Origin of the sequence: Microbacterium sp. che218 (assembly GCF_040436305.1) — a bacterium.
GTDB lineage: Bacteria > Actinomycetota > Actinomycetes > Actinomycetales > Microbacteriaceae > Microbacterium > Microbacterium algihabitans.
Window position 1 is genome coordinate 2,763,695 of record NZ_AP031501.1, and the last position, 26,107, is coordinate 2,789,801.

Consider the following 26,107-nt stretch of genomic DNA (forward strand, 5'->3'; position numbering starts at 1 on the left):
AGAGAAAGCGATCGACATGACACCCGAACGATCCGCCGTGGTCGAGATGAGCGGCATCACGATCCAGTTCCCCGGGGTGAAGGCGCTCGACGACGTGGACTTCACCCTCCGCGCCGGCGAGGTGCACTCGCTGATGGGCGAGAACGGAGCCGGCAAGTCCACTCTCATCAAGGCGCTGACCGGGGTCTACGGCATCGACGCGGGCAGCATCCGCGTCGCCGGTGAGGAGCGGCAGTTCCGCACCACCGCCGACGCACAGGCCGCCGGTGTCGCCACCGTCTACCAAGAGGTCAACCTCTGCCAGAACCTCACCGTCGGTGAGAACGTCATGCTCGGTGCCGAGATCCGCCGAGCGGGCATGGTGGATTGGAAGGCCACGCACGCCGCGGCCGCCACCTACCTCGCCGAGCTGGGCGTGCGCATCGACACCCGTTCGATCCTCGCCAGCCACTCCATCGCGGTGCAGCAGCTGGTCGCCATCAGCCGCGCAATGGTGGTCGACACCAAGGTGCTCGTGCTCGACGAGCCGACCTCGAGCCTCGATCGGGGCGAGGTGGAGCAGCTGTTCTCGGTGATCCGCGACCTGCGCGACCGGGGGGTGGCGATCCTGTTCGTGTCGCACTTCCTCGACCAGATCTACGAGATATCCGACCGGCTCACCGTGCTGCGCAACGGCACGCTCGTCGGCGAGTACGCCATCACCGAGCTCGGCCGCGAGCAGCTCGTGGCCAAGATGATCGGCCGCGAGCTGGGGGAGCTGGAATCGCTCTCCGCCAGTGCCGAGCGGCCCATCGACCGCACCGGCACGCCCGTGCTGCGGGCCTCGGGCCTCGGTCGCAAGAACGCCCTCGAGCCCGTCGATCTCGACGTGTTCGGGGGCGAGATCGTCGGGCTCGCGGGGCTCCTGGGATCGGGTCGCACCGAGCTCGCGCGAATGCTCGCCGGCGCGGACCGTCCCGACCAGGGATCCGTCGACGTCGGCGGCACCGCATCGCGCACGGGATCGCCCCGTCACGCCCTCGACCGCGGCATCGCGTTCTCGTCGGAGGACCGTCGTGCCGAGGGCATCGTCGGCGACCTCACCGTCGCCGAGAACATCGTGCTCGGCATCCAGGCCCGACGCGGAGCGATGCGCCGCATCAGCGCCGCCGAGAAGCAGGCGGTCGTCGACGAATACATCACCGCCCTCGGGGTGCGGCCCGCCGACCCGAACGCCCTCATCCGCAACCTCTCGGGGGGCAACCAGCAGAAGGTGCTGCTGGCCCGGTGGTTGGCCACCGCCCCCGAGCTGCTCATCCTCGACGAGCCCACGCGCGGCATCGACGTCGGCGCCAAGGCCGACATCCAGCGCAAGGTCGCCGAGCTCGCCGAGAAGGGCCTGTCGGTCGTCTTCATCTCGTCGGAACTCGAGGAGGTACTGCGCATCGCCCAACGGGTGGCGGTGCTGCGCGACCGTCGTAAGATCGGCGAGCTGGCCACCCGCGACGTCGATCTCGACGCCCTGGTGACCTACATCGCCGAGGGGCAGTCGCAGCAGGCCGCGCCCACCGTACCCGAGACAGTGTCGTCCGATCGGGAGAAGATCGCATGAAGAAGTTCCTCGCGCACCGCCTCGTCTGGCCGATCGCCGCGCTCCTCGCGCTGATCGCCGTCAACACGATCTCGCGCCCCTCGTTCCTTAGCGTCACCGTGCAGAACGGCCAGCTCTACGGCTCGCTCATCGACATCCTGCGCAACAGCGCACCGTTGATGCTGGTCGCGCTCGGTATGACCCTGGTCATCGCCACGCGCGGCATCGACCTCTCGGTCGGGGCGATCATGGCCGTCTCGGGGGCCGTCGCGCTCACCGTGATCGAGGCCTCACCCGACCCGGGCAACCTCGGCGTCGTCTTCACCGCGATCGCCGCGGCCGTGGGCGTCGCCCTGCTGCTCGGGGTCTGGAACGGGTTCCTCGTCTCGGTCCTCGGCATCCAACCCATCATCGCCACGCTCGTGCTCATGCTCGCCGGTCGCGGCGTCGCCCTGCTGATCACGGGCGGCTTCATCACGACCATCAACAGCGATCCGTATAAGTTCATCGCGGGCGGGTACGTCTTGGGACTGCCCTTCGCGTTCTACGTCTCGATCGTCGCGGTGCTCGTCATCGGCGTGCTCGAGCGGCGAACGGCCCTCGGCATGCTGACCGAGGCGGTCGGCATCAACCCCGAGGCGAGCCGTCTGGCCGGCGTCCGCTCGCGCGGCATCATCTGGGGCGCCTACATCGCCAGCGGGGCCCTGGCCGGCATGGCGGGGATCCTCTACAGCTCGAACATCATGGCGGCGGATGCCAATGCGGCAGGGCTCTACATCGAGCTCGACGCGATCCTCGCCGTCGTCCTGGGCGGCACCTCGCTCGCGGGCGGCAAGTTCAGTCTCGCCGGCACCGTGGTGGGCGTCTTCACCATCCAGACGCTCAAGAGCACGATCACCTTCCTCGGGGTGCCGCCCGCGGTCAGCCCCGTGTTCATGGCCGTGGCCGTGCTCATCGTGGTGCTGCTGCAGTCGCGTCGGTTCCGCGCGTACTTCCACTCGGCGGGCCGCTCCGCGGCGCGCCCGCTCACCCGACGTCCTGACGCAAAGGTGCTGTCCTGATGGCCACTCTCACCGAAGAACGGCGCACGGCGTCGTCGTCGCCCACCTCGACCTACCGTCGCTTCCTCAGCCGCCACATCTCGTGGGTGCCGGTGTTCGCGGCGGTCGTCATCCTGGTCGTGATGATCGCGGGGGCCATGTACTGGTTCCCCAACTTCCAGCTCCCGCGCATCATGTCGTCGATCCTGCTCGACAACGCGTATCTGCTCGTGCTGGCCGTCGGCATGACCTTCGTCATCCTCACCGGCGGCATCGACCTGTCGGTCGGGGCGGTGATGGCCTTCACCGGCATCCTCTGCGCGAAGATGCTCTCCGACGGCGTCCCCGTCGCCGTCGCCCTCCCCGCGATGGTGCTCATCGGCGCGGCGATCGGCCTGCTGATCGGCGTGCTCGTGCAGTTCTTCGACGTGCAGCCGTTCATCGCGTCGCTCATCGGCATGTTCCTGGCTCGAGGTCTCGCGTTCGTGGTGAGCCTGGAGTCGGTCAAGGTCGACAACGAGGGTCTGCTGTGGCTGCAGTCGACGCGCTTCTCGTTCGCCGGGTGGTACATCACCCCCACCGGCATCATCGCGCTGCTGGTCGTCGCGCTCGCCGCCTTCGTGCTGCGGTACACGCGCTTCGGCCGCACCGTGTACGCGGTGGGCGGCAACGAGCAGTCGGCACGCCTGATGGGTCTGCCCGTCGTCCGCGCCAAGCTGTCGGTCTACGTCATCAGCGGGGTGTGCGCGGGGCTGGCGGGCATCGTGCTCACGGCGTACTCCGGTGCGGGGTATCCGCTGAACGGTGTGGGCACCGAGCTCGACACGATCGCCGCGGTCGTCATCGGCGGCACGCTGCTCACCGGTGGCAGCGGCTTCGTGGTGGGCTCGATGATCGGCGTCTTCGTCTACGGCCTGATCCGCACGATCATCTCGTTCTCGGGTGCCGAGCAGTCGTGGACGCGCATCACGGTGGGTGCACTCCTGCTGCTGTTCGTCGTGGTGCAGCGGGTCATCGTGTCGCGCTCGGCGCTGAGTCGGTGATTCGTCCGGGTCGTGTCGGCGCAGCAGGTGCGGCGCGGGCATGATTGACCCCATGTCCGCCGTCGCTCCGCCCCTCCTCGAGGTGCGCGGAGCGACGGTGCGTTTCGGGGTCGAATCGGCCCTCGCCGACGTCGACTTCCGGTTGCTGCCCGGCGAGGTGCACTCGCTCATGGGCGAGAACGGCGCCGGCAAGTCCACCCTCATCAAGGCGATCACCGGGGCGTTGCGCCTCGACGCCGGCGAGATCGCGCTCGACGGCCGCGTCGTGCGGCTGTCGTCGCCCGCCGACGCGCAGGCCCGTGGCATCTCCACCGTCTATCAAGAGATCGACCTGCTGCCCAACCTGACCGTCGCCGAGAACATCTCGCTCGGCCGCGAACCGCGCCGCTTCGGCGTCATCGATCACCGGGCCATGCGGCAGCGGGCCGACGAGGCGCTCGCGGCGCTCGGCGTCGCCATCGACGCCGCCTCGGTGCTGTCGTCGCATCCGCTGGCGGTGCAGCAGCTCGTCGCGATCGCCCGCGCGGTCTCGACCGACGTCCGCGTGCTCGTGCTCGACGAACCCACCTCGAGCCTCGACGCCGACGAGGTCGCCGAACTGTTCCGCGTCATCCGCGACCTCAAGGCGCAGGGCATCGCGATCGTGTTCGTGTCGCACTTCCTCGACCAGGTCTACGAGATCTGCGACCGCGTGACGGTGCTGCGCGGAGGACGCCTGGTCGGCGAGTACGGCACCCGCGAACTCCTGCGCATCGATCTCGTCGAGAAGATGCTCGGCGCCACCGTCGAGGCGCTCGCCCCGCTCGGGCAACGCGCCAGCGACCCGGCCGACGGCCCCACCGTGCTGAGCGCCCGGGGCGTGGCATCCGGATCCCGCCTGCGCGGCGCCGACCTCGACATCGCCGAGGGAGAGGTGATCGGGGTGGCGGGCTTGCTGGGCTCGGGCCGTAGCGAGCTCGCCCGGGCGCTCACCGGCGTCGACCATCCCGACTCCGGCGAGCTGCGCATCGACGGCGACCCCGTGCGTCTGGCGACTCCGCGCGAGGCGATCCGGCGTCGGGTCGCGTATTCGTCCGAGAACCGGCGCACCGAGGGGGTCATCGGCGACCTCAGCGTGCTCGACAACATCACCCTCGCGCTGCAGGCCCAGCGGGGCGTGTTCCACCGTCTGAGCACGGCGCGGCGGCGCGAGCTGGCGATGAGCTGGGTCGAGGCGCTGCACATCCGCCCCGCCGACATCGACCGCCCCGTCTCGACGCTGTCGGGCGGCAACCAGCAGAAGGTGCTCCTCGCGCGCCTTCTCGCGCTGTCGCCGCGCCTGATCGTGCTCGACGAACCGACCCGCGGCATCGACGTCGGCGCGAAGGCCGAGATCCAACGCCTCGTCGGCGAGCTCAGCGACAACGGGCTGTCGATCGTCTACATCTCCGCGGAGCTCGACGAGGTGCTGCGCGTGGCTCATCTCGTGGCCGTGATGCGCGACGGCGAGCTCGCCCAGATCGTGCCGGCCGCCGACCTCACCTCCGACGCGCTGCTCGCACTCGTCGCCGGTCACACCACCCCGGAGGCAGGTGACGGTGGCTGACGACAAGACCTCCCGCACCGCCAACATCTTCGACGTCGCACGCCTGGCGGGGGTGTCGCACCAGACGGTGTCGCGCGTGCTCAACAACATGCCCAACGTGCGCCCCGCCACCCGCGCGCGGGTCGAGCAGGCGATCGCGCAGCTGCGCTACAGCCCGTCGCCGGCCGCACGCGCCCTGGTCACGCGGCGCACGCGCACGATCGGCCTCGTCACCCCCGGCACGGTCGACTACGGTCCATCGTCCATCGCGACGAACTTCAACTTCGCCGCCCGCGCGGCGCGCTACAACGTCGACGCCATCAGCTCGCCGCAGAACGACGTGGCCGCGGTGCGCACCGCCATCGACGGGCTGTTGAAGCAGAGGGTGGATGCCATCGTGCTCGTCGTGGTCGACACCGAGGTGCTCGCGGCGGTGCAGGCCCTCGACATCGACATCCCCGTCGTCGCCTCGGCCAGCAGCGCCCGCCCGCATCCGCGCCTCGTCGCGATCGACCAGTACCGCGGGGCTCGGGGAGCGGTGCGTCACCTGCTCGAGGCGGGTTACGACACGGTGCGCCACATCGCCGGCCCGGCCCGCAATCCCGACGCGGTCGAGCGTCTGCGCGGATGGCGCGACGAGGTCGCGGCGGCGCGCGCGCAGTCGACCCCGGCGGTGCACGGCGACTGGTCGGCGGCGAGCGGCTACCGCATCGCGTCGGAGGCCGACCTCACCCCCGGCGAGGGGATCTTCGTCGCCAACGACCACATGGCGATCGGCGTGCTGTCGGCCCTGCGCGAGCGGGGCCTGCGGGTGCCCGAAGACATCGGCGTCGTCGGATTCGACGACGTGCCCGAGGCCGCGTTCGTCTACCCCTCGCTGACGACGGTGCGCCAGGACTTCGCCGCTCTGGGCGAGATCCTCATGCAGAAGGTGCTGCTGCTCGTCGAGGAGCCCGACACCGTCACCGAGAGCACGCCCCTGCCGACGCGCCTGATCGTGCGCGCCTCGGCCCCGCCCACGCGCTGACCCGTCCCAACGAGAAGACCCCGGATGCCATGGCATCCGGGGTCTCGTCGCATTCGGGCGTCAGCCCAGCAGGGGCACCGCGCCGACGAGCACGCCGACCACGAGCATCACCAGCGAGACGACGGTCGCGCGCCACAGCACCTTCTTGTGGTGGTCGCCGAGGTTGACCCCGGCGAGCGAGACGAGCAGCAGGATCGCCGGGACCAGCGGGCTCTGCAGGTGCACCGGCTGGCCGGTGATCGAGGCGCGGGCCATCTCGACCGGGGCGATGCCGTAGTTCGCCGCGCTCTCGGCCAGCACCGGGAGGATGCCGAAGTAGAACGCGTCGTTCGACATGAAGAACGTGAACGGGATCGACAGCACACCGGTGATGACGGCGAGGAACGGGCCCATCGACGCGGGGATGACCTCGGTGATCCACGACGCCATGGCCGTGACCATGCCGGTGCCGTTCAGCACACCGACCAGCACGCCGGCGGCGAGCACCATCGACACGACACCCACGATGCTCGGTGCGTGGGCGACGATCTCGTCGGCCTGCGAACGGAGCTTGGGGAAGTTGACGATCAGCGCGATCGCGGCTCCGACCATGAAGACGAACGCGAGCGGGAAGAGGTCGAGCACCAGCAGCACCATGACGGCCGCCGTCAGCACGAGGTTGAACCAGATGAGCTTCGGCCGCAGGGTCGCACGGTTGGGGTCGAGCATCGTGTCGGCCATCGCGGTGTCGGCGGTGTCGACCAGCTGCGTGGCGGCGACGGCGTCGCGTCCTCCGCGGACGGTGACGATGTTGCCGGTGCGCAGCGACGCGAGGGCGCCGGGCTTGTGCTCGGCTCCGCGGAAGATCTTCGGGGCGCCGAGGCGACCGAAGCCTCCCGGGCCGTCGATCTTGGCGGTGTCGACGGATCCGGCAAGACGCTTGCGCTCCGACAGGCCGAGGAACCAGGCGAACGCGAGCGAGACGACCAGGCCCGCGAGCAGCGAGGGGATCATCGGCACGAACACGTCGGTGGGCTGCAGGCCCAGGGCGGTGGCGGCGCGCACGGTCGGGCCACCCCACGGGACGATGTTCATCGTGCCGTTCATGAGGCCCGCGACGCAGGTGAGCACGACGGGGCTCATGCCCAGGCGCAGGTAGAGCGGCAGCATCGCCGAGGTCGTGATGATGAAGGTGGTCGAGCCATCGCCGTCGAGCGAGACCGCACCGGCGAGGAGCGCGGTGCCGAGCACGACCTTCGCGGGGTCGTCGCCCAGCGCCCGCGTGATCACCCGGATGAGCGGGTCGAACAGCCCGACGTCGATCATGATGCCGAAGTACATGATGGCGAACAGCAGCAGGGCGGCCGTCGGCGCCATCTTGCCGATCGCGTCGATGACCATGTCGCCCAGGCCGAAGCCGGCGCCGGCGATGAGGCCGAACACCGTCGGCACGATGATGAGGGCGACCATCGGGGTCATGCGCCGCGTCATGATCAGTGCCATGAACGACAGCACCATCAGGAAGCCGAGAGCCACGAGCACACCGTCGGCGGGCGTGTAGGCCACCGGGTACTCGACGGCTTCGGCCGAGAGGATCAGGGGGGTCATCGCGACTCCTTCGTCGTGGATGCCGGCACGGGGGCGCGCCGTCGATTCGGTGACACTACGGATGCGGGGTCGTCGGCCGCGCGCTTGCTCGCATTGCGGGGCGTTATGCGCGTACCGTGTGTTCTGCGCATTTCGCGCACAAAGCCGTGCGCGCCGCCCCGCGCGCCGAAGACGCCGAGCGAGGAGGTGCGCATGCGGTTTGCCACACGGATGCTCCTCGTGCAGATCGCCACCCAGCTCGTGGTCGTGGTCGTCTGCACCGCCGTCTTCGCCTGGCTCGGCGTGCAGCAGCTCAAGGCCGAGGCCGATTCCTCGGCCCTCAACATCGCCCGCTCCGTGGCCGAGGCGCCCGAGGTGCGCGAGCGCGTGGCGGAGTACTCCGCCGATCCCGGCACTCCGGATGCCGCGGGCCTCCGCGGCGGCGCGCTGCAGCAGTACGCCGCCGACGTCACCGGACGAACGCAGGGCCTGTTCGTCGTGATCACCGACGACCACGGCATCCGCCTCGCCCACCCCGATCCGGACCGGTTGGGCGAGGTGGTCAGCACGAGCTTCGCCGACGCGCTCGCCGGGCGCGAGGTCGTGACGTGGGAGACGGGGACGCTGGGCGAATCGGCCCGCGCGAAGGTGCCGGTCTACCCGCCCGGCGGGGGAGCGCCCGTGGGCGAGGTGAGCGTCGGCTTCGAGCGCGCGAGCGTGTTCGACGACCTCCCGGCCCTCATCGGCGGGATCGCGGTCGCCGTGGCGCTCGCCGTGGCGATCGGGGCCGTGGTCGCCCTGCTGATGCGCCGCCGACTCGAGCGACTGACCCTGGGCGTCCAGCCCGAAGAGCTGGTGTCGCTCGTGCAGACGCAGACCGCCGTGCTCGAGAGCGCCGACGAGGGAGTGCTCGCCCTCGACGACGCCGGTGTCGTGCGGGTGTGCACGCCCTCCGCCGAGCGGCTTCTCGGGATCACGGATGCCGTGGGCCACCGCCTCGACGAGCTCGGGCTCCCGCCCGCCGTCGTCGCCGCCCTGTCGGCACCGGGTGCGTCGAGCGGGCTCCCGCTGGGAGATCGCGTGGTCTTCCTCGACGTGCGCCCGGTGCGCCGGGGCACGCGGACCCTCGGCCGGGTGGCGACGCTGCGCGACCGCACCGACGTCATCGCCCTGTCGGGGCGCCTCGACAGCGTGCGCGCCATGGGTGACGCGCTGCGCGTCCAGCGCCACGAGAACGCCAACCGCCTGCACGCCGCGGTGGGCCTTCTCGACGCCGGACGCACCGACGAAGCGCGCGCATTCCTTGCCGACCTCGTCGACCGCGGATCGGTGGACTGGGCCGTGCCCGGCATCGAGCTCGTCGGCGACCCCATGCTGCAGTCGTTCCTCGGCGCCAAAGGGCTGTCGGCGCGCGAGCGCGGCGTCGCGTTGCGCGTGGCCGACGACACGTTCTCGAGCGCGCCGATCGACGACGTCGAAGACGTGGTCGCCGTGCTCGGCAACCTCATCGACAACGCCGTGACGGCGGCGGCATCCGCTCCCGAACCCCGCGGGGTCGAGGTGAGCGTGCTCGACGACGCCGACGCGGTCGTGCTGACGGTGGCCGACACGGGACCCGGCATCGCCGACATCGAGGCGATCTTCGCGCCGCGCGAGCGCGGCGACGATCCGGATGCCGTGCACGGACTCGGCATCGGACTCCCGCTCTCGCGCGAGTTCGCCCGACGCCGGGGCGGCGAGGTGTGGGTGGTCGACGCCGGGGGCGGCGATCACGGCGCGGTGATGGCGGCGCGACTGCCGGGCGTGCGAGGCGGGACGAGCGAGCGAGAGGGAACCAGAGAGTGAACGGCATCCGGGTTCTGGTCGTCGACGACGACTTCCGCGTGGCGGGACTGCACCGCGATGCGGTGGCGGCGCGGCCGGGCTTCGTCGCGCTCGAACCGGCGCGCACGGTCGGTGAGGCCCGCGCCGCGGTGGCCGCGCACGCGCCCGACCTCGTGCTGGCCGACGTGTACCTCCCCGATGGCGACGGCATCGAGCTGGTGCGCTCGCTCGACGTCGACGCGTTCGTGCTGTCGGCGGCGACGGATGCCGCGACCGTGCGCCGCGCGTTCTCGGCCGGTGCGCTGGCCTATCTCGTCAAGCCGTTCGACACGCGCGTGCTCGCCGAGCGCCTCGACCGCTTCGCGCGCTACCGCAATCTGCTGTCGAGCCCGCGCCCCCTCTCGCAGGACGACATCGACCGGGCCGCCGCGGCGATGCGGGGCGAGCGTGACGGACCCTCGCTCGCGCGGTCGGCGACCGAGCAGACCGTGCTCGCCGCGCTCGGCGCCGACGAGGCGTCGGCGACCGAGGTGGCCGAGCGCATCGGGGTCTCGCGTGCGACGGCGCAGCGCCACCTCACGGCGCTCGCCGAACGCGGGCTCGTGCAGGTGAGCCTGCGGTACGGCTCGACCGGCCGTCCCGAGCACCGCTTCCGCGCCGGCGCCTGACGCGGTCGCTGAGCCTGACGAAGCGTGGTCGCTGAGCCTGTCGAAGCGTCCGCGGTCGTCCGCGGGTCCTGGTCCCGGTGAGCGGTCGCTGAGCCTGTCGAAGCGTCCGCGGTCGTCCGCGGGTCCTGGTCCCGGTGAGCGGTCGCGGAGCCTGTCGAAGCGTCCGCGGTCGTCTGCGGGTCCTGGTCCCGGTGAGCGGTCGCGGAGCCTGTCGAAGCGTCCGCGGTCGTCTGCGGGTCCTGGTCCCGGTGAGCGGTCGCTGAGCCTGTCGAAGCGTCCGCGGTCGTCTGCGGGTCCTGGTCCCGGTGAGCGGTCGCTGAGCCTGTCGAAGCGTCCGCGGTCGCCAGCGGGTCCCGGTCCCTTCGACAGGCTCAGGGACCTTTCCGCCGCCGCCTGAGGCTCAGCCCTCCAGCACCGCCCACCCGCGGGGGCCGAGCTCGATCCGCCCGTCGGCGAGGGTGCCGTCGCCGGTGACGACCGTGCGCGCGTCGGCGGCCGGCACCGACGCCGCCTCGTCGCCGATGTTCAGCGCCACCACGACCGCGTCGTTGCCGACCGCGGTGCGCAGCACGATCGCGGCGTTGGCGACCTCGACCACGTCGGTGTGCGCGCGCCAGAGCCACGGCTTGCGGCGGCGCAGCGCGATGAGCGCGAGGTGCGCCTCGAGGATCCGCTCGTCCACCTCGCCGACCTCCGCTGCCGATGCCGGGAACTCCGGCCGCACCGCGTCGTCGCCGCCCTCGCGCTCTTCCTTCACCCCGGTCCACCCGAATTCGTCGCCGGCGTAGACGGACGGCGTTCCGGCGACCGTGAAGAGCACGGCGAGGGCGTGCGGCACGAGATCGGATCCGATGGCCGAGGCGATGCGGGTGACGTCGTGGTTGCCGACGAACGTCTGCGGCGCGAAGATGGCGAGCAGTTCGTCGTGCCGCTCGATCGCGTGGCTCAGCTCGAAGAGGTTGCCGTCGGCGATGCCGTGCCAGATGCCCTGCCACAGCTCGTACTGCGTCAGCGAGTCCATCGTCGATGCGCGCACGATGGCGGGGCCATCCCCGTGGATGACCTCGCCGACGAACCACGCCTCGGGGAACCTCTCGCGCACCCGCGGAAGCACCGCGGCCCAGAACTCCGGCGGCACCGCGTACGCGGCATCCAACCTCCACCCGTCGATCCCGCGCTCGAGCCAGTGGCACATCACGTCGACCACGAGGTCGGCGACCGCCGGCGACGAGTGGTCGAGGGCGACGAGCGCGCCGTGCCCCTCGAACACCTCGGCCTCGAACCGTCCGTCGACCCAGCGCCCGCGGAACAGCTGCGGACCGTCCTCGGTCGCGGTCCGGAACGCGGGGTGCGCCCGCCCGACGTGGTTGAACACCCCGTCGAACAGCACGCGGATGCCGCGCTCCCGAGCTCCCGCAAGCAGGCGGTCGAGATCGCCGTCGTCGCCGAGCCGCGGGTCGATGCGCAGGTGATCGACGGTGTCGTAGCCGTGGGTCTCCGACGCGAACACGGGGCCGAGCAGGAGTCCGTTCAGGCCGAGCTCGATGACGTGGTCCAGCCAGGGGTCGAGGCGGTCGAGACGGTGCACGATCTCGTCATCCGGCCCCTCGCCGTCACGGATCGGGGCGCCGACGAAGCCGAGCGGGTAGACGTGCCACCACATGACGTGTTCGGGCCATGAAGGCATGGGGTCTCCACCTGCCCGGGGATCGAACCGGACCCCTCAACGCTATCCGTCCGCGCGATCCACGCCGCGGGGGTTGTCCTGTCGTTCCGGATGCCGTGGCTCAGGCTCGCGCGCGATCCTCGGGCAGCGCGAAGAGGGGGAGATCGAGGGCGTTCTCGCGCGCCGCCTCGACCGCGGCGGCGACCGCGCCGATCGAGACGATGTCGGCGCCGAGGCCCGACGCGACGATCTCGGGGGCGGGCAGGTCGAGGGCTCGCGGTAGGGCGGCGATCGCGGCGTCGATGATCGGACCCGCGCCCGCGGCGATCGCGCCGGAGACGATCACGCGGTCGACGTCGAAGAGGCTGCCGAAGATGCCGACCACGCCGGCCAACGCCCCGCCCACGTGACGCGCGATGGCGAGGGCCCCGGCGTCGCCCGCCGCCGCGAGGTCGAGCAGCGTCTTGGCGTCGAGGGATTGGGGATCGATCCCGCGCAGCGCGCTGGCGGCCGGAAGGCTGCCGTCGGCGAGCGCCGCCCGCGCCGCGTCGACGCAGCGGGGCGCGAGACCTTCCGCGCTGCCGACGCCCTCGACGCGGTCGAAGGCCACGGTCTCACCCGCGCCGCCGTGCTTTCCGCGCAGCAGGCGGCCGTCGAGGTGGACGCCGGCGCCGAAGCGCTCCCCGGCGAGCAGGGCGACGAAGTCGTCGCAGCCGACGGCCGCTCCCCGCGCGCGCTCGGCCACGGCGGCGAGAGAGGCGTCGTTCTCGACGCGCACGACCGGCGACCACGCCTGGAAGGTGTCGACGAAGCCGGGGTTCATGCGTTCCCAGAACCGGTCGTGGTGCACGGGCGAGCGTCCGTGGCGGTCGACGGGGGCGGGCACCCCGACGCACATCGCGACGATGTCGCTCCTCTCGCGTCGTGCGCGCGTGAGGGTCGCGTCGACGATCGTCTCGGCGGCGCGTCTGCGTCGCTCGGGGGAGTCGCGTTCGGGGTCGACGGCCAGGCGCGAGGTCGCGAGTGTTTCGCCGCGCAGGTCGGCGACCGTGGCGGTCACGTGCCCTCGCCCGGCATCGACGCCGACGACCACGCCGGTGCCGGGCTGGAAGGCGAAGCGTCGCGCGGGCCGGCCCTTGGAGTACTCCCCGACGGCGCGGGCGTTCGGCATCTCGGCCAGCAGCCGTCGGGCGGTCAGTTCGTCGAGCACGTCGATCGCCGTCGACCGCGTCACCCCGACGGTCGCGATCACATCGCTCGCGGTGAAGGCGTCGACATCCCAGGCATGGCGCAGCACGGCGTCGAGGCTGTGCCGACGCAGCGAGGGCGTGGCGGTCGTGGCATCCATCGGCATCCGCCCCTTCGTCAGCTCGCGTCCCGGGCCTCTTGACCGGGGTGCGCCCCAATGCAATACTGCCTCCACGACATTGATTTGGCGACTAGATTTAGTCACTGATACAACATATTCGCAGTGCGGCGAAGGAGGAAACCAGGTGTCGACGAAGACCAGAGCCGGGCGACGGTGGCTCGCGGCGACCGCGGTGGGGGTGCTCGGGGCGAGTCTGCTCGCGGGCTGCTCGGCCGACGGGCGCGAGACCATCCGCTTCACCTTCAGCAAGCGCGAGGCGCTGTCGTTCATGAACGACGTCGTCGCGCAGTACAACGCCTCTCAAGACGAGGTGCGCGTCGAGATGGACAGCTCGGGCGTCGACGTCGTGTCGGCGAGCTTCGTCCGCGGCAACCCGCCCGACATCATGCTCGCCAACTACAACTACGAGGTCGCCCGCTTCGTGCAGCGCTGCGCGCTCAGCGACCTCAGCGGCACCGAGGCCGCCGCGAGCGTCCGCGAAGACCTCCAGCCGCTCATGGACCAGTACGGCTCCTGCGCGGGTCGCACCAGCGCCCTGCCGTACTCGGTGATGGCGGCATCCGTCATTTACAACAAGCAGATCTTCGACCAGCTCGGGCTTCAGGTGCCCACCACCTACGACGAGCTCATCCAGGTCGCCGACACGCTGAAGCAGAACGGCGTGACGCCCTTCTACGGAACCTTCAAAGACGACTGGACTGTCGCGCAGGGCTGGTACGACTACTCCGTGGGCGGTTCGCTCGACGTCATCGACTTCTTCGACGGCCTCGCAGGCGAGGGCGCCGACGTCGGACCCGAGTCGGCCGTGTCGTTCGCCAGGGACTTCACCGAGCCCATGGACCGCATGCTCGAGCTGGCGCGGGACTACACGAATCCGGATGCCGAGAGCCGGGCGTACGGCGACGGCAACCTCGCCTTCGCCCAGGGGCAGGCGGCCATGTACCTGCAGGGACCGTGGGCGCTCGGCGAGATCGCCAAGACCGCGCCCGACCTGCCCGTCGGCACGTTCCCGCTGCCCATGACCGACGACCCCGCCGACCTCAAGGTGCGCGTCAACATGGACCTCGCCGCGATCATCCCCGAGGCCTCGCGCCATCAGGACGCCGCGCGCGACTTCCTCGAGTACCTCTACCAGCCCGAGATCATCCAGGCCTACAACGAGTCGCAGCTCGGCTTCGCCCCCACCACCGACGCCCCCTCGCCGAGCGACCCGCGCGTGGCCGGGATGATCCCGTACTACGACGAGGGGCGCATCTACCAGGGCGCCTCGGTGCTCGTGCCCAAGACGATCCCGACCTTCAACTACGCCCAGGCGATGATCTTCGGCGCCTCGCCCGAGTCGACCCTGCGCACCATGGACGAGGACTGGTCGCGCCTGGCGTTCCGCCAGCCCCCGGCCTCGACGAACGATGCCGCTGGCGAGGAGGCCACGCGATGACCACCACCACCACGATCGTCACGGGAGGCAAGGCGACAGCGCGTCGCAGCACCCGTCGGGTCGAGCCCATCTACTACCTGTTCCTCGTGCCGACCCTCGCGCTGTTCACGCTCGCGATCACGGTTCCGGGCCTGATCGGCATCTTCTTCAGCTTCACCGACTCGATCGGCCTGGGGGAGTGGAACTTCACCGGGCTCACCAACTACATCGCAATCTTCAGCGACCCGGCCATCCTGCAGGCGTATCTGTTCACGTTCGGCTTCTCGATCGCGACCGTGATCGTCGTCAACGTGGCGGCGTTCCTGCTCGCCGTCGGGCTGACCGCGCAGATCCGCTTCAAGAAGGCGCTGCGCACGGTCTTCGTCATCCCGATGGTGATCTCGGGCATCATCATCGCCTACGTCTTCAACTTCCTCTTCAGCAACTCGGTGCCCGAGGCGGGGGCCGCCCTCGGCATCCCGTGGCTCGAGACGAGCCTGCTCGCCAACCCCGACCTCGCGTGGGTCGCGATCGTCATCGTCACCGCGTGGCAGGCCATCCCCGGCACGCTCCTGATCTACATCGCGGGTCTGCTGGCGGTGCCCGGCGACGTCTACGAGGCCGCCGGCCTCGACGGGGCGAGCAAGACCCAGCAGCTGCTGCGCATCACGCTGCCGCTGGTGGCCGGGTACGTCGTGATCAACGTCATCCTCGGCTTCAAGGGCTTCTTGAACGCGTACGACATCATCGTCGGTCTCACCGGCGGTGGCCCCGGCACCGCGACCCGCAGCGTCGCGATGTCGATCATCTTGGGATTCAACGGAGGCGACTACGCCTACCAGATGGCCAACGCCGCGCTCTTCTTCGTGGTCGCCGTCGTCATCTCGCTCGTGCAGCTCTCGCTGACCCGGGGAAGGAACACCCTGTCATGACCGCCCTCAACCAGCCCGCCCTCGCCGTCGAGCAGGCGGAGCTCACCCTCCCCGAGCGCGAGGGTCCCGCCGGCTCCGAGCGTTCGCGCCGCCGCTCCCGCCGCGTCGGTATGGAGCGCGTCAACTGGCCCACGACGACCATCCTCGTGCTCTGCGCCCTGACCGTGCTGCTGCCCCTGTACGTCACCGTCTCGATGGCGTTGAAGAGCGGCACCCAGGTCGTCGACGGCAACGCCTTCTCGTTCCCGTCGCCGATCAGTTTCGACGGGTTCGTCCAGGCGTGGACACTGACGAAGTTCCCGGTGGGCCTGGCGATCTCGCTGCTGGTCACCGCCGGCACCGTCGTCGCCACGATCATCCTGGCGGCCTTCGCCTCCTATGCGATCGCCCGCAACTGGGACCGCAAGCTCTTCCGGTACTCGTTCTTCTACCTGCTCGCGGCGATGTTCATCCCGTTCCCGGTCGTGGCGCTGCCGCAGATCCAGCTCACGGGTCGCGTCGGGCTCGACAACCCGCTGGGCGTGATCATCCTCGCCACGATGTTCCAGCTCAGCTTCAGCGTGCTGCTGTTCACCGCGTTCCTGCGCTCGATCCCCCTCGAGCTCGAAGAGAGCGCGCGCATCGACGGCGCGACCACGTGGCAGACGTTCTGGCAGCTGATCTTCCCGCTGCTGGCGCCGATGAGCGCGACGGTCGGCATCTTCGCCTTCCTCTACGCCTGGAACGACTTCATGATGCCCTCGCTGATCATCAGCGACCCGGCCTTGCAGACCCTGCCCGTGCGTCAGAACCTGTTCCAGACGCAGTTCTCCAACAACTACAACGTCGCCTTCGCCTCGTATCTCATGGCCATGGCCCCCGCGATCGTCGCCTACCTCTTCACCCAGCGCTGGGTGATGGCGGGCGTCACGCAGGGCGCCGTCAAGGGCTGACCGACCATCCCCTCGAAAGGACAACCGTGACCACCGCAGCACCGTCCGTACACGCCCGCGAACTCTCCGACGCCCCCGACTGGTGGCGCCAGGCCGTCGTCTACCAGGTCTATCCCCGCAGCTTCGCCGACACGAACGACGACGGCCTGGGCGACATCCCCGGCATCACCTCGCGCGTTCCGTACCTGGCCGAGTTGGGGGTGGATGCCATCTGGCTCAGCCCCTTCTATCCCTCGGCCCTCGCCGACGGCGGCTACGACGTCGCCGACTACCGCGACGTCGACCCGCGGCTGGGGACCCTGGCCGACATGGACGAGCTCATCGCGCAGCTGCACGCCCATGGCATCCGCGTCGTCGTCGACATCGTGCCGAACCACACCTCGAACGACCACGCCTGGTTCCAGGAGGCCCTGGCCGCCGGCCGCGGGTCGGCCGCGCGCGAGCGGTACATCTTCCGCGAGGGCACCGGCCCCGACGGGTCCGAGCCGCCCACCGACTGGGTGTCGGTCTTCGGCGGATCGGGGTGGGAGCGCGTCGCCGACGGCCAGTGGTACTTCCACAACTTCGACGTCTCGCAGCCCGACCTGAACTGGTCGAACCCCGACGTGCGCGCCGACTTCGTCAAGACCCTGCGGTTCTGGAGCGACCGCGGCGTCGACGGGTTCCGCATCGACGTGGCGCACATGCTCACCAAAGACCTCAGCGAGCCGCTGCCCTCGCAGGCCGAGCTCGACGCGATGCCGATCGACGGCAACCACCCGCTGCTCGACCGCGACGACGTGCACGAGGTCTACGCCGAGTGGCGCGCGGTGTTCAACTCGTACGACCCGCCGCGCACCGCCGTGGCCGAGGCGTGGGTGCACCCCTCGCGCGTACCGCTGTACGCCAGCGCCGAGAGCCTCGGCCAGTCGTTCAACTTCGACCTGCTCGAGGCCGACTTCGACGCGCGCCAGTTCCGCACGATCGTGGCCGACAACCTCGCGCTCGCCGCGACCTCGGGCTCGTCGACCACGTGGGTGCTGTCGAACCATGACGTCGTCCGTCACGCCACGCGGTACGGCCTCCCCGACGCGGAGCGCGGCGACGACGGACGCCCGACGCTCAAGCACGGCAACGAGTGGCTGCTGTCGGGCGGGCAGTCGCCGACGCTCGACGCCGAGCGGGGCGAGCGCCGTGCGCGCGCGGCCGCGTTGTTCGTGCTGGGCCTGCCCGGCTCCGCGTACCTGTACCAGGGCGAGGAGCTCGGCCTGCACGAGGTGGCCGAGATCCCCGACGACCAGCGGCAGGACCCGACGTTCTTCCGCAGCCGTGGAATCGATCAGGGGCGCGACGGATGCCGTGTGCCATTGCCCTGGTCGGAGTCGGGACCTGCTTTCGGTTTCGGAGAGGGCGGCGCGCACCTGCCGCAACCGGACTGGTTCGCCACCTACGCCGTCGATCTGCAGGACGGCGACCCCGCGTCCACCCTCACGCTCTACCGCCGCGCCCTCGATCTGCGCCATGAGCTGCAGACCGACGAGCAGCTCGCGTGGGTGGAGGCGGCCGGCGACGAGGTCGTGGCGTTCGAGCGGCCGAACGGCTGGACCGTGGTGACCAACTTCGGCGACCAGCCGGCATCCCTGCCCGCCGGCGAGGTGCTGGTGTCGAGCCGCGCGCTCGACGGCGACACGCTGCCGGGCGAGACGACGGTCTGGCTGCGTCGCGCCTGACGCCCCGACCCGCCGGTCGCGCCCCGCTCCCGCCCCGCGCCCCGCGATCAGCGTGGGGCGCGGGGCGGCGGGCGCGCCGAAACATCGCTGACTGTCCACGACACCCGGACCGGGTCCCCTGGCACTCCGGGTGTCGTGGACACTCGACAGTCGTCAGGCCGTGCGCACCCACTCGTCGCCGCGGCGCTCGATCGCCCCGGCCGCGGCGAAGGCGTCGAGCCATCCGCCCATCGGCCACGACCCCCAGCGGCGGTGGAAGGTCGCACCGTTGCGCAGGATGTCGTCGAGATGCTGCCACGGGGGAGACGACACCGGATGCCACTGGTGGAACGCATCGGCCCCGCCCACCCAGCGCATCTCGACGTCGGCGTCGCGAGCCGTCCAGGCGAGGTCGGTGTCTTCGGCGCCGTAGCCCTCGTAGCCGGCGTGGAAGCCGCCGATCCGGGCCCAGGTCGCGGGTGTCACCGCGAACGACAGCGACCAGAACAGGTCGTACTCCGGCGGGTTCGCGGATCGCGTCCACCCCGACGGCAGGGCCGGTCGCGCCCGGTGGGGGCGTACGAGGAAGGGCAGGTCGGATGCCGATTCCGGGCGCTGGACGCTCGCCAGGTACGTCACGGCTCCGGCCAGGATCGCGTCGGGGTGCCCGGCCGCGGCGGCGCGGTACGCGGGCAGGAGGTCAGGACCCGGCAGGCAGTCCACGTCGAGGAAGACGAGCAGTTCCGCGCCCGCTTCCAGAGCCCGTGCGGCGGCGCGGTTGCGCCCTTCGCCCACGCGCATCCCGTGCGGCCCCGGCGGCACGTGCAGCGTGAGGGTGCCGGCATCCGGAGCCTGCGTCGGGGGCGTCTCGTCGAGCCACGCCTCCACCCGCACGATGTCGTCCGCCACCTCCGCCAGCACGCGTCGCTGTCGTTCGAGGTGTTCCTGCCGCGCCGCTGAGGCGACGGTGATGACGGCCGTCTTCACGGCAGCACCGCCTCGATGGCCGAGGCCATGCGCCGGGCCGCGCCCGCGACCTGCCAGAGCGCCCAGTCGGGGTCGTCGCCGGCGGCGCTCTCGACGAGGGTCACGAGGTCGTCGGCCGAGACGGTCTGATCGGCGCGACGCGCGAGTCCCCACCGGCTGAGGGCGTCGGCGGTGTGGTGCTGCTCGTCGAACGGTCGGTCCTGCGAGATGACGACGGCTCGAGATCCGGATGCCGCGAGGTCGGCGACGCTGTTCTGCCCCGCCGCACTGACGACGACGGTGCTGCGCGTGAGTAGGGGCCAGGGGTCGTCGAGGCGGGAGGCCTCGTCATGGCCGATCGCGGTGACCTCCCACCCGCGGGCTCGCAGGCGGTCGGTCGCCTCTTCGCGGATGTCGTCGTCGAGCACTCGGCCCAGCAGCAGCACGGATCGCGCGTCGCGGGCGCCGTCGTCGGGCCGGCCGTCGTACCGCGAGATCCCACCGGTCCACATCACGCGGTCGGCGTGCCCCGCGAGTCCCGTGGTCGAGACGGCGCCGTGCGCCCAGGGCGCGACGATGCGGTCGGCCAGGGCGTAGGCGAGGGCATGCGGAAGGTCCGTGCGTTCGCCGGGCTGCGTCACCGCGACGGTGTGCAGTCCGAGCAGGCGCCCGAAGGAAACGACCTCGGCGCTCACGTCGACGACGAGCACGCGCAGGTCGCGGTCGACGGCGGTGGCCGCGATGGCCGCCAGCCGCGCGCGATGCCCGGGGTGCCCGTGCGGAGCCCAGTGCAGGTTTCCGCGGGCGGTCGGCTCGGCATGACGCGGGTCGATGATCGTGCCGTCGGCGTCCTCGAACGCATCGGCGTCCGGGGGCAGCTCGATCCACTCGATCTCAGAGGGCAGGCCCGCCGGCCGCGGCATCGACGAGAACGCCACGACGGGTTCGCGCAGGTGCGGGGAGACGGCGAGGAAGCGGGCGACGTGCCCGAACCCGTGGTGGTGGACGTACCAGCCGATCACCACGACACCGCCGGCACGCGGCGCGCCGGTACCGGCTGCGCGATGTGGGCGAGCACGCGCTCGACCTCGCGGTGGCGCCGCGCGAGAGAGTGCTGGCGGACGGTGGCGCGACGCGTCCAGACGCGGGTGAGCGGTTCGTGCGCACCGGTGGCGGCGAGACGAGCAGCGGCGTGGGCGAGAGCCACGACGTCACCGGCGGTGACGGTGACGGCGCCGGGGATCCCGGCGATCACCTCCGACACCCCGCCGATGTCGAACGCCGCGACGGGGGTCCCCGTCGCGAGGGCCTCGACGATCACCAGACCGAACGGCTCCTCCCACATCGGGGTGACCAGGGCGACGGCCGACGAGCCGACGAGGCGGCAGAGATCCGGCTGCCGCAGCGGTCCCACGTACCGCGCGTGCACTCCGAGGCGCGGCACGATCTCCTGCTCGAAGTAGTCCACGTCGCCGATGCGGCCGGCGAGCACGATGTGCGCTCCGGCTTCGCGGGCGGCCTCGATGGCGAGGTGCGGTGCTTTCTCGGGCACGACGCGCCCCGTCCAGACCCATGAGGTCCCGCCATCGCCGCGGGTCCACTGGTCGGTGTCGACGCCGTTGGGGAACACGAACGCGTCGACCCCCTCGACCGACCACGCCCGCGCTGTCGCCTGGCTCACCGCGACGAATCGGTGCGAGCTGTCGCGCACGTCGTCGGCGGCTTCGAGCAGCGCCTCGAGCGGAGGGGTGTGCAGGGTCGTGACGACCGGGATGTCGGCCTCGCGGCTCCAGCGGATGGGTGCCGGGTGCAGGCTGTGGTTGTCGACGAGGTCGTAGAGGTGGCGGTCGGCGATGAGGCGGTCGCGCGCGGCGTCGAAGGCGGCGTCCACCGCGTCGGCGTAGCCGCTGGGGTAGTCGGTGTCGGAGGCGTCTTCGGGCCGTGTCCACTCGGGGGTCGGCAGGCGGAATTCCGCGGTTTCGCCGAGGAAGTCGGAGCCATCGGCGGCGCACAGGGTCACGTCGTGCCCACGCGAGCGCAGCCAACGCACGCGATCCCACACGGCCGCTTCGAGTCCGCCGGCGTGCGGCTGCCGCAGCGCGTAGCGCGAGGGCGCGACCACGAGCACGCGCAGCGGTCGCTGGCCGCGGATCACGCGGCCACCTCCGCCGAAAGAGCCCGTCGGTAGACCTCGCGGTGCGCCGCGCGCACCGCCTCCCACTCCGTGAGGCGTTCGCCACGGCGTCGTTCGACTTCGGCGGCGCGACGCCGCGAACCCGGGGTCGACCAGGCGGGATCGGTCGCGCCGACGATCGCGCGGGCAAGGGAGAGCGGATCGCCGACGCCGAAGGTGTGGAAGTCGCCCGGGTGCTGTGCCGCGATGTGGCCGACGCGCGTGCCGATCACGGGAACGGCCAGGTCGTAGCAGAGTTCCGCCCAACCCGACTGGGTGCCGTGGCGGTAGGGCAGCAGGCACGCGTCGAGGTCGGCGAGCCACGTCGAGAGCTCGTCGTCGTCCTGACGCGGACCCCGTTCGACCCGCACGCCGTCGCACTTCTCGGCGAGCAGGGCGATGGATGCCGCGGCCTCGTCGTCGCGAACGCGTTCGTTCATCCGCACGACGCCTTCGACCCGCGCACCTTGCGCGCGGAGGTCCGCGATCGCACGGACGAGGGTGGCGACGGTGCCGACGCCGTCGATGTTCGGACGCAGGTCGCGCAGATGCACGCCCACCCGCATCAGGTCGTGCGCGGTGCCCATCGGTCGCGGAGACTCGCCCAGCAGCGTGGGATGCGCGATGACCGTGGGGGAGCGGTGCGCGATCGCGCGGACCTCCTCCGCGGCGGTGTCGGTCAGGGTGATGAGCTCGTCCGCGGCCTCCGCGAGCACGGCGACCGAGGCGCGATGCTCCTCCTGGGCGCTCAACTGCGGGTTCTCGAGGTCGTGCACCGTGTAGACCAGCGGCTTTCCGAGGCGGCGCAGGGTCGCGACGGTGTCGGCGAGCTCGTTGGGGCGGTACGACTCGATGCCGAAGTGCACGTGCACGAGGTCGAACTCCGCGGCGTGCTGCTCGAGCCATGTCGGCAGCAGCACCTGAGGTGGCCACCATTGACCGGCCGGAGCGCCGGGGGGCGGCGGATCCGCCAGCAGGTGCACGTGCGCGGGGTCGGCGACGGCGGTGACGTAGGGGTGGGCCGAGGGAACGGCGGCGACTCGAACCGGGGGGACGGTGGTGGCGACGATCTTCTCCTCCTCGTGGCGTTGCGTGCGTAGGGATGCGCGTACCGCATCACCAGGCACATCGCAATGCAACGGGGCGGTTGTGACGACGATGGCACCGACGGATACGTTCCTCATCATGGGTGGCGAGAGGGCGGGGCTGAACAGCCTTGCGGACCACGGCGACGCGGTGATAGCGCGCCGGGCGCACTACGCCGCCTTCTTCGGCGACGTGGCTCCCCCCGCGGGCTTCGGCATCGTCGTGGGCAACTGCCAGGCGGAGTCGCTGCGCCTGGTCATCTCCTCCGACGCGCTGCCGGCGATCCGCGTGCCCGCGGTGCACGAACTCGACGCCGCCGACGCGGAACGCCTGCACGCATTGTTGGCGGAGGCGGCGTTCCTGGTCGTCCAGCCGATCCGCGACGACTACCGCGGCCTCCCGCTCGGCACCGCTCAGCTGCGCGCGGCCCTGCCGTCCGCGGCCCGCGCCGTCACGGTCCCGGCCGTCCGCTTCGCGGGCCTTCATCCCTTCCAGGCGGTGCTCCGCCTCCCCGATTTCCCCGAAGATCCGCCGATCGTGGCGTATCACGACGTGCGCACGGTCGCTGCGGCGGCGGGCATCGCCGTGCCTCCGCGACTCCCGGCGACCACCGTCCGCGAGATCGCCGCCGCCTCGATCGCCGAACTGCGCCGCCGCGAGGCGATGGGGCTCGACGTCTCGGCATCCGACCTCTTCTCGCCCGTCGTCTCCGACCTCGCCCGCACCGTGAACCACCCCGGCAACGCGCTGTTCCTGCCCCTGGGCGAACGCATCGTTGCCGCGCTCGGCCACCCCGGCCAGGTCGTCGACCCCGGGCGCCCGATCCTCGCGTCGGTGCGCGCGCCCCTCGAGTCGTGGGTGGTCGATGCGTGGGAGCTCGACGACGCTCCCGAGCCCGACTGGATCGTGGCGGGCGAGCGCGTGTCCGCGGCGGCCGTGCGCGACGCGCAATCGGCGTACTACGCCGCGCACCCCGCCCTGCTCGCGGCCGTCGTCGAGCGCATGACCCCGCTCCTGCGCACCTGGGCGGCGGCGGCGTGACCGCGACGTCTTCGGTTCCGGATGCCGCCCCGCCCGTGCTCCTCGCGCCGTCGGGGCCGCACGGTGTCGCCGTCTACGCCCGTCAGATCGCGGCGGAGGTCGTGCGACTGGAGCCGGCGACGCGGACGGTGACGCCCGCCACTCTCGCCGAACTGCCGAGCGGGACGCCCGTGCACGCGCACGTGACCGATCGCCTCTGGGGCGCCTCGCCCGAGGAGGCCGCCCGGGCCGTCGAGGCCCTGGCGTCCCGCCACCCGCTCACCGTCACCCTGCACGACGTGCCGCAGGAGTCCGACGGGGAGCGGAACCGCCCGCGCCGCCGGGCGTTCTACCGCGCGGTGGTCGAGGCCGCGCGCGGCGTGGTCGTCAACAGCGCCCACGAGCGCGAGCTGCTGCGCGAAGAGGAAGTGTGGAACGGCCCCGTCGCGGTCGTGCCGCTCCCCGTCGAATCCACCCCGGACACCTCGGCCGGGCCCCTCGATGATTCGCTGGGTGTCCTGGGCTACTTCTACCCCGGCAAGGGGCACGACGAGGCGCTGGACGCAGCGGTCGAGGCCGGCATGACGCGCCTCACCGTGCTCGGTCGCGCCTCCGACGGACACGCCGACGACCTCGCCGCCTTCGAGCGGCGCGCCGCGGATCGCGGAGTCCGGGTGGAGGTCACGGGGTGGCTCGACGACGTCGACATGGCCGCGCGCGTGAGCCGGGTCGCGGTGCCGGTCATCGCGCATCGCCACGTCTCGGCATCCGGATCGCTCGCGTCGTGGATCGGATGGGGGCGCCGCCCCCTCGCCGTGCGCAACCGCTACGTCGACGAGATGGCCGCCCTGCGGCCTGGAACCCTCTCTCCCGTCGACCCCGACGCCCTCGCGGCCGCCGTCTCGGCCGCGCGCGCCGATCCCGGATCCACCTGGCACGGCCTGGACCGGGTGCCTTTCGGCCGCGCCGACGCCGCACGGGCCTACCTCGACTGGTGGACGGAGACGCGCGCGTGAGCGAGTCGCCAGCCGGCGCATGGAACGACCGGATGCCGTGGGTGCCGGGCAACCGATGGGATCTGCTCGCCCACCGCGAGCCCGAGCCGGTCCGGGTGAGCGTCATCGTCACCCACTACGACCAGCCCGTCGAGCTCGCCCGCACCCTCCTCGCCCTCGCGGCGCAGGACTATCCGGCCGATCTGCTCGAGGTGATCGTCGCCGATGACGGATCCCCCGACGAGCCCGTCGTCCCCGCCGGTGTCCGTCTCGTCCGGCAGGACGACCGCGGGTTCCGAGCCGCCGCCGCCCGCAACCTCGGGGTGGGAGCCGCCACGGGCGAGGTGCTGTGCTTCCTCGACGCCGACACGACTCCCGAGCGCGACTACGTGCGCAAGATGGTGCGCCTGCCGACACTGCTCCCCGAGGCGGTGACGGTGGGACGCCGCCGCCACGCCGACCTCTCCGAGGTCCCGCTCGACGCTCCGATCGCGGAGGTGGCTCCGTCGCGAGAGCTCGACGAGCCCGCGTGGTTGCGCGACGCCTATGCGCGCAGCGGAAACCTGCTCGACGCCGACGACCGCTCCTACCGCTACGTCATCAGCGCGGTTCTCGCCTGTTCGCGGCGCTTCTTCCTCGAGTCCGGGGGCTTCGACGAATCGTTCTCTTCGTACGGCGGCGAAGACTGGGAGTGGGCGCATCGCGCGTGGCAGGCCGGCGCGGTGTTCGCGCACGTCCCGGATGCCGTCGCCTGGCACGACGGCCCGGATTGGGCCGGCCGCGAATCGGGCGACCACCGTCGCGCGGGCAACGAGCAGACCCTGCGTCTCGCGTCGATGATTCCTGTAGACGGGTCGTCCGCGCGGGGGCTGCTGCCGACGGCGCCCGACCTCGAGGTGCGCCTCCCCGCGGGGGTGGGGATCGCCGCGGCGTTCGTCTGCGTCGATTCCCTGCTCGTCGCTTTCCCTCGTGCGCGGGTGGTGACGGATGCCGCGCGAGAGTCGGCGGCACTGGATGGGGATCCGCGCGTGTCCGCAGAGAACGGGGACGACGTCCGCGTCGTGCTCGAACTGCGTGTACCGGTGGTGGTGCTCGACCCCGAGCCTCTGGTCCGTGCGATCGCCGTGCTGAGTGGCGCGTCGGTCGGCACCGTGGAACTGGTCTCGCCCGAGGGAGCGACGCTGGGCCACGCGATCAGTCGACGCGCCCTCCGCCGTCGGCGGCGATGGGACACGGGCGACGGACACCGCTTTCTGACTGTGACCGTCAACGGTATGCACGCGGTGGGACCGGAACCCCACGTCGAGGCGTGGGTCGGGGGATGGGGCGGAGCCGACCGCTTCGCCTGAGAACCCGCGTCCTTGCGCGGCCCTGCGGGCGCGACACGCCCGGGGGGTGGGTGGATTCGACGGGTCGGCGGTTCCCGCGTAACTTATTACTTGTTCGCCCCACAGGGGAGAGCGGAGCGGCCGAAAGGCCCCGCAGCCCCTCAAGTAGCGAACCACCCCCAACACCAGATGTTGAGAGTTTCGACTCTTTGGTCTACAGTTGGGATCCTGCC

Annotated in this window: 21 protein-coding genes; 14 read left to right on the forward strand and 7 right to left on the reverse strand. The window is 71.4% G+C overall.

All coding sequences use genetic code 11. The features are described from left to right. Positions 1 to 16 precede the first annotated feature (16 nt). Genes ABXS86_RS13005 through ABXS86_RS13025 form a run of 5 tightly spaced genes read left to right on the forward strand, consistent with a single transcriptional unit; the run spans position 17 to position 6,244 of the window. Positions 17 to 1,591 carry a sugar ABC transporter ATP-binding protein gene (locus ABXS86_RS13005; protein WP_353664750.1) on the forward strand — a complete coding sequence of 525 codons (1,575 nt, stop codon included), beginning with the start codon at positions 17 to 19 and terminating at the stop codon, positions 1,589 to 1,591. Beyond that, a complete protein-coding gene (locus tag ABXS86_RS13010) occupies positions 1,588 to 2,631 on the forward strand; it encodes an ABC transporter permease (RefSeq protein ID WP_353664751.1) in 1,044 nt (347 codons plus the stop codon). Before ABXS86_RS13005 ends, ABXS86_RS13010 begins: the two co-directional genes overlap by 4 nt. Next, on the forward strand, positions 2,631 to 3,653 hold the full coding sequence (locus tag ABXS86_RS13015; protein WP_307206542.1) for an ABC transporter permease subunit: 1,023 nt from the start codon (positions 2,631 to 2,633) through the stop codon (positions 3,651 to 3,653). Before ABXS86_RS13010 ends, ABXS86_RS13015 begins: the two co-directional genes overlap by 1 nt. A 52-nt stretch (positions 3,654 to 3,705) precedes the next feature. Continuing rightward, positions 3,706 to 5,238, forward strand: a complete 1,533-nt coding sequence (locus ABXS86_RS13020) for a sugar ABC transporter ATP-binding protein (RefSeq protein WP_353664752.1) — start codon at positions 3,706 to 3,708, stop codon at positions 5,236 to 5,238. Further along, a complete protein-coding gene (locus tag ABXS86_RS13025; protein WP_353664753.1) occupies positions 5,231 to 6,244 on the forward strand; it encodes a LacI family DNA-binding transcriptional regulator in 1,014 nt (337 codons plus the stop codon). The genes ABXS86_RS13020 and ABXS86_RS13025 overlap by 8 nt, the downstream gene beginning before the upstream one ends. Positions 6,245 to 6,304: 60 nt before the next feature. Here ABXS86_RS13025 and ABXS86_RS13030 read toward each other — a convergent pair whose 3' ends face one another. Next, entirely contained in the window at positions 6,305 to 7,831 is a 1,527-nt protein-coding gene (locus tag ABXS86_RS13030) for a CitMHS family transporter (protein ID WP_353664754.1), read from the reverse strand. A gap of 192 nt (positions 7,832 to 8,023) precedes the next feature. Between ABXS86_RS13030 and ABXS86_RS13035 the strand changes: the two genes are divergently transcribed. Together ABXS86_RS13035 and ABXS86_RS13040 are read left to right on the forward strand one after the other, a co-directional pair. After that, on the forward strand, positions 8,024 to 9,655 hold the full coding sequence (locus ABXS86_RS13035) for a sensor histidine kinase (protein WP_353664755.1): 1,632 nt from the start codon (positions 8,024 to 8,026) through the stop codon (positions 9,653 to 9,655). Next, on the forward strand, positions 9,652 to 10,302 hold the full coding sequence (locus ABXS86_RS13040) for a response regulator (protein WP_144784459.1): 651 nt from the start codon (positions 9,652 to 9,654) through the stop codon (positions 10,300 to 10,302). The genes ABXS86_RS13035 and ABXS86_RS13040 overlap by 4 nt, the downstream gene beginning before the upstream one ends. Before the next feature lie 400 nt (positions 10,303 to 10,702). Here the strand turns inward: ABXS86_RS13040 and ABXS86_RS13045 are convergent, their stop codons facing one another. Both ABXS86_RS13045 and ABXS86_RS13050 read right to left on the reverse strand, forming a co-directional pair. Then, positions 10,703 to 11,989, reverse strand: a complete 1,287-nt coding sequence (locus tag ABXS86_RS13045; RefSeq protein WP_353664756.1) for an alpha-amylase family glycosyl hydrolase — start codon at positions 11,987 to 11,989, stop codon at positions 10,703 to 10,705. A 100-nt stretch (positions 11,990 to 12,089) separates the two neighbouring features. After that, the gene (locus ABXS86_RS13050; protein WP_353664757.1) at positions 12,090 to 13,316 is read right to left on the reverse strand and encodes an ROK family protein; all 1,227 of its coding nucleotides are present in this window, start codon (positions 13,314 to 13,316) and stop codon (positions 12,090 to 12,092) included. 145 nt (positions 13,317 to 13,461) lie between these two features. On the opposite strand from ABXS86_RS13050, the gene ABXS86_RS13055 reads away from it, so the two are divergent. The 4 genes from ABXS86_RS13055 to ABXS86_RS13070 are packed head-to-tail and all read left to right on the forward strand — an operon-like array spanning position 13,462 to position 18,327. Next, complete coding sequence (locus tag ABXS86_RS13055; RefSeq protein WP_353664758.1) at positions 13,462 to 14,775, forward strand: ABC transporter substrate-binding protein; 1,314 nt, start codon at positions 13,462 to 13,464, stop codon at positions 14,773 to 14,775. After that, entirely contained in the window at positions 14,772 to 15,686 is a 915-nt protein-coding gene (locus tag ABXS86_RS13060; protein WP_307206525.1) for a carbohydrate ABC transporter permease, read from the forward strand. Before ABXS86_RS13055 ends, ABXS86_RS13060 begins: the two co-directional genes overlap by 4 nt. Beyond that, on the forward strand, positions 15,683 to 16,618 hold the full coding sequence (locus ABXS86_RS13065; RefSeq protein WP_409988220.1) for a carbohydrate ABC transporter permease: 936 nt from the start codon (positions 15,683 to 15,685) through the stop codon (positions 16,616 to 16,618). Before ABXS86_RS13060 ends, ABXS86_RS13065 begins: the two co-directional genes overlap by 4 nt. 26 nt (positions 16,619 to 16,644) lie before the next feature. Next, entirely contained in the window at positions 16,645 to 18,327 is a 1,683-nt protein-coding gene (locus tag ABXS86_RS13070) for an alpha-amylase family glycosyl hydrolase (protein ID WP_353664759.1), read from the forward strand. A 153-nt stretch (positions 18,328 to 18,480) separates the two neighbouring features. Here ABXS86_RS13070 and ABXS86_RS13075 read toward each other — a convergent pair whose 3' ends face one another. The 4 genes from ABXS86_RS13075 to ABXS86_RS13090 are packed head-to-tail and all read right to left on the reverse strand — an operon-like array spanning position 18,481 to position 22,572. Further along, a complete protein-coding gene (locus tag ABXS86_RS13075; protein WP_353664760.1) occupies positions 18,481 to 19,293 on the reverse strand; it encodes a glycosyltransferase family 2 protein in 813 nt (270 codons plus the stop codon). After that, on the reverse strand, positions 19,290 to 20,297 hold the full coding sequence (locus ABXS86_RS13080) for a hypothetical protein (RefSeq protein ID WP_353664761.1): 1,008 nt from the start codon (positions 20,295 to 20,297) through the stop codon (positions 19,290 to 19,292). Before ABXS86_RS13080 ends, ABXS86_RS13075 begins: the two co-directional genes overlap by 4 nt. Continuing rightward, positions 20,291 to 21,427 (reverse strand): glycosyltransferase, encoded by a 1,137-nt coding sequence (locus ABXS86_RS13085; RefSeq protein WP_353664762.1) that lies wholly within the window; start codon positions 21,425 to 21,427, stop codon positions 20,291 to 20,293. Before ABXS86_RS13085 ends, ABXS86_RS13080 begins: the two co-directional genes overlap by 7 nt. Next, complete coding sequence (locus ABXS86_RS13090; RefSeq protein WP_353664763.1) at positions 21,424 to 22,572, reverse strand: glycosyltransferase; 1,149 nt, start codon at positions 22,570 to 22,572, stop codon at positions 21,424 to 21,426. The genes ABXS86_RS13085 and ABXS86_RS13090 overlap by 4 nt, the downstream gene beginning before the upstream one ends. Before the next feature lie 31 nt (positions 22,573 to 22,603). On the opposite strand from ABXS86_RS13090, the gene ABXS86_RS13095 reads away from it, so the two are divergent. The 3 genes from ABXS86_RS13095 to ABXS86_RS13105 are packed head-to-tail and all read left to right on the forward strand — an operon-like array spanning position 22,604 to position 25,895. After that, complete coding sequence (locus ABXS86_RS13095) at positions 22,604 to 23,572, forward strand: WcbI family polysaccharide biosynthesis putative acetyltransferase (RefSeq protein WP_353664764.1); 969 nt, start codon at positions 22,604 to 22,606, stop codon at positions 23,570 to 23,572. Beyond that, positions 23,569 to 24,567: a glycosyltransferase gene (locus ABXS86_RS13100; protein ID WP_353664765.1), complete on the forward strand. Its 999-nt coding sequence runs from the start codon at positions 23,569 to 23,571 to the stop codon at positions 24,565 to 24,567. The genes ABXS86_RS13095 and ABXS86_RS13100 overlap by 4 nt, the downstream gene beginning before the upstream one ends. Further along, positions 24,564 to 25,895: a glycosyltransferase family 2 protein gene (locus tag ABXS86_RS13105; RefSeq protein WP_353664766.1), complete on the forward strand. Its 1,332-nt coding sequence runs from the start codon at positions 24,564 to 24,566 to the stop codon at positions 25,893 to 25,895. The genes ABXS86_RS13100 and ABXS86_RS13105 overlap by 4 nt, the downstream gene beginning before the upstream one ends. The last annotated feature ends 212 nt before the right edge of the window (positions 25,896 to 26,107 follow it).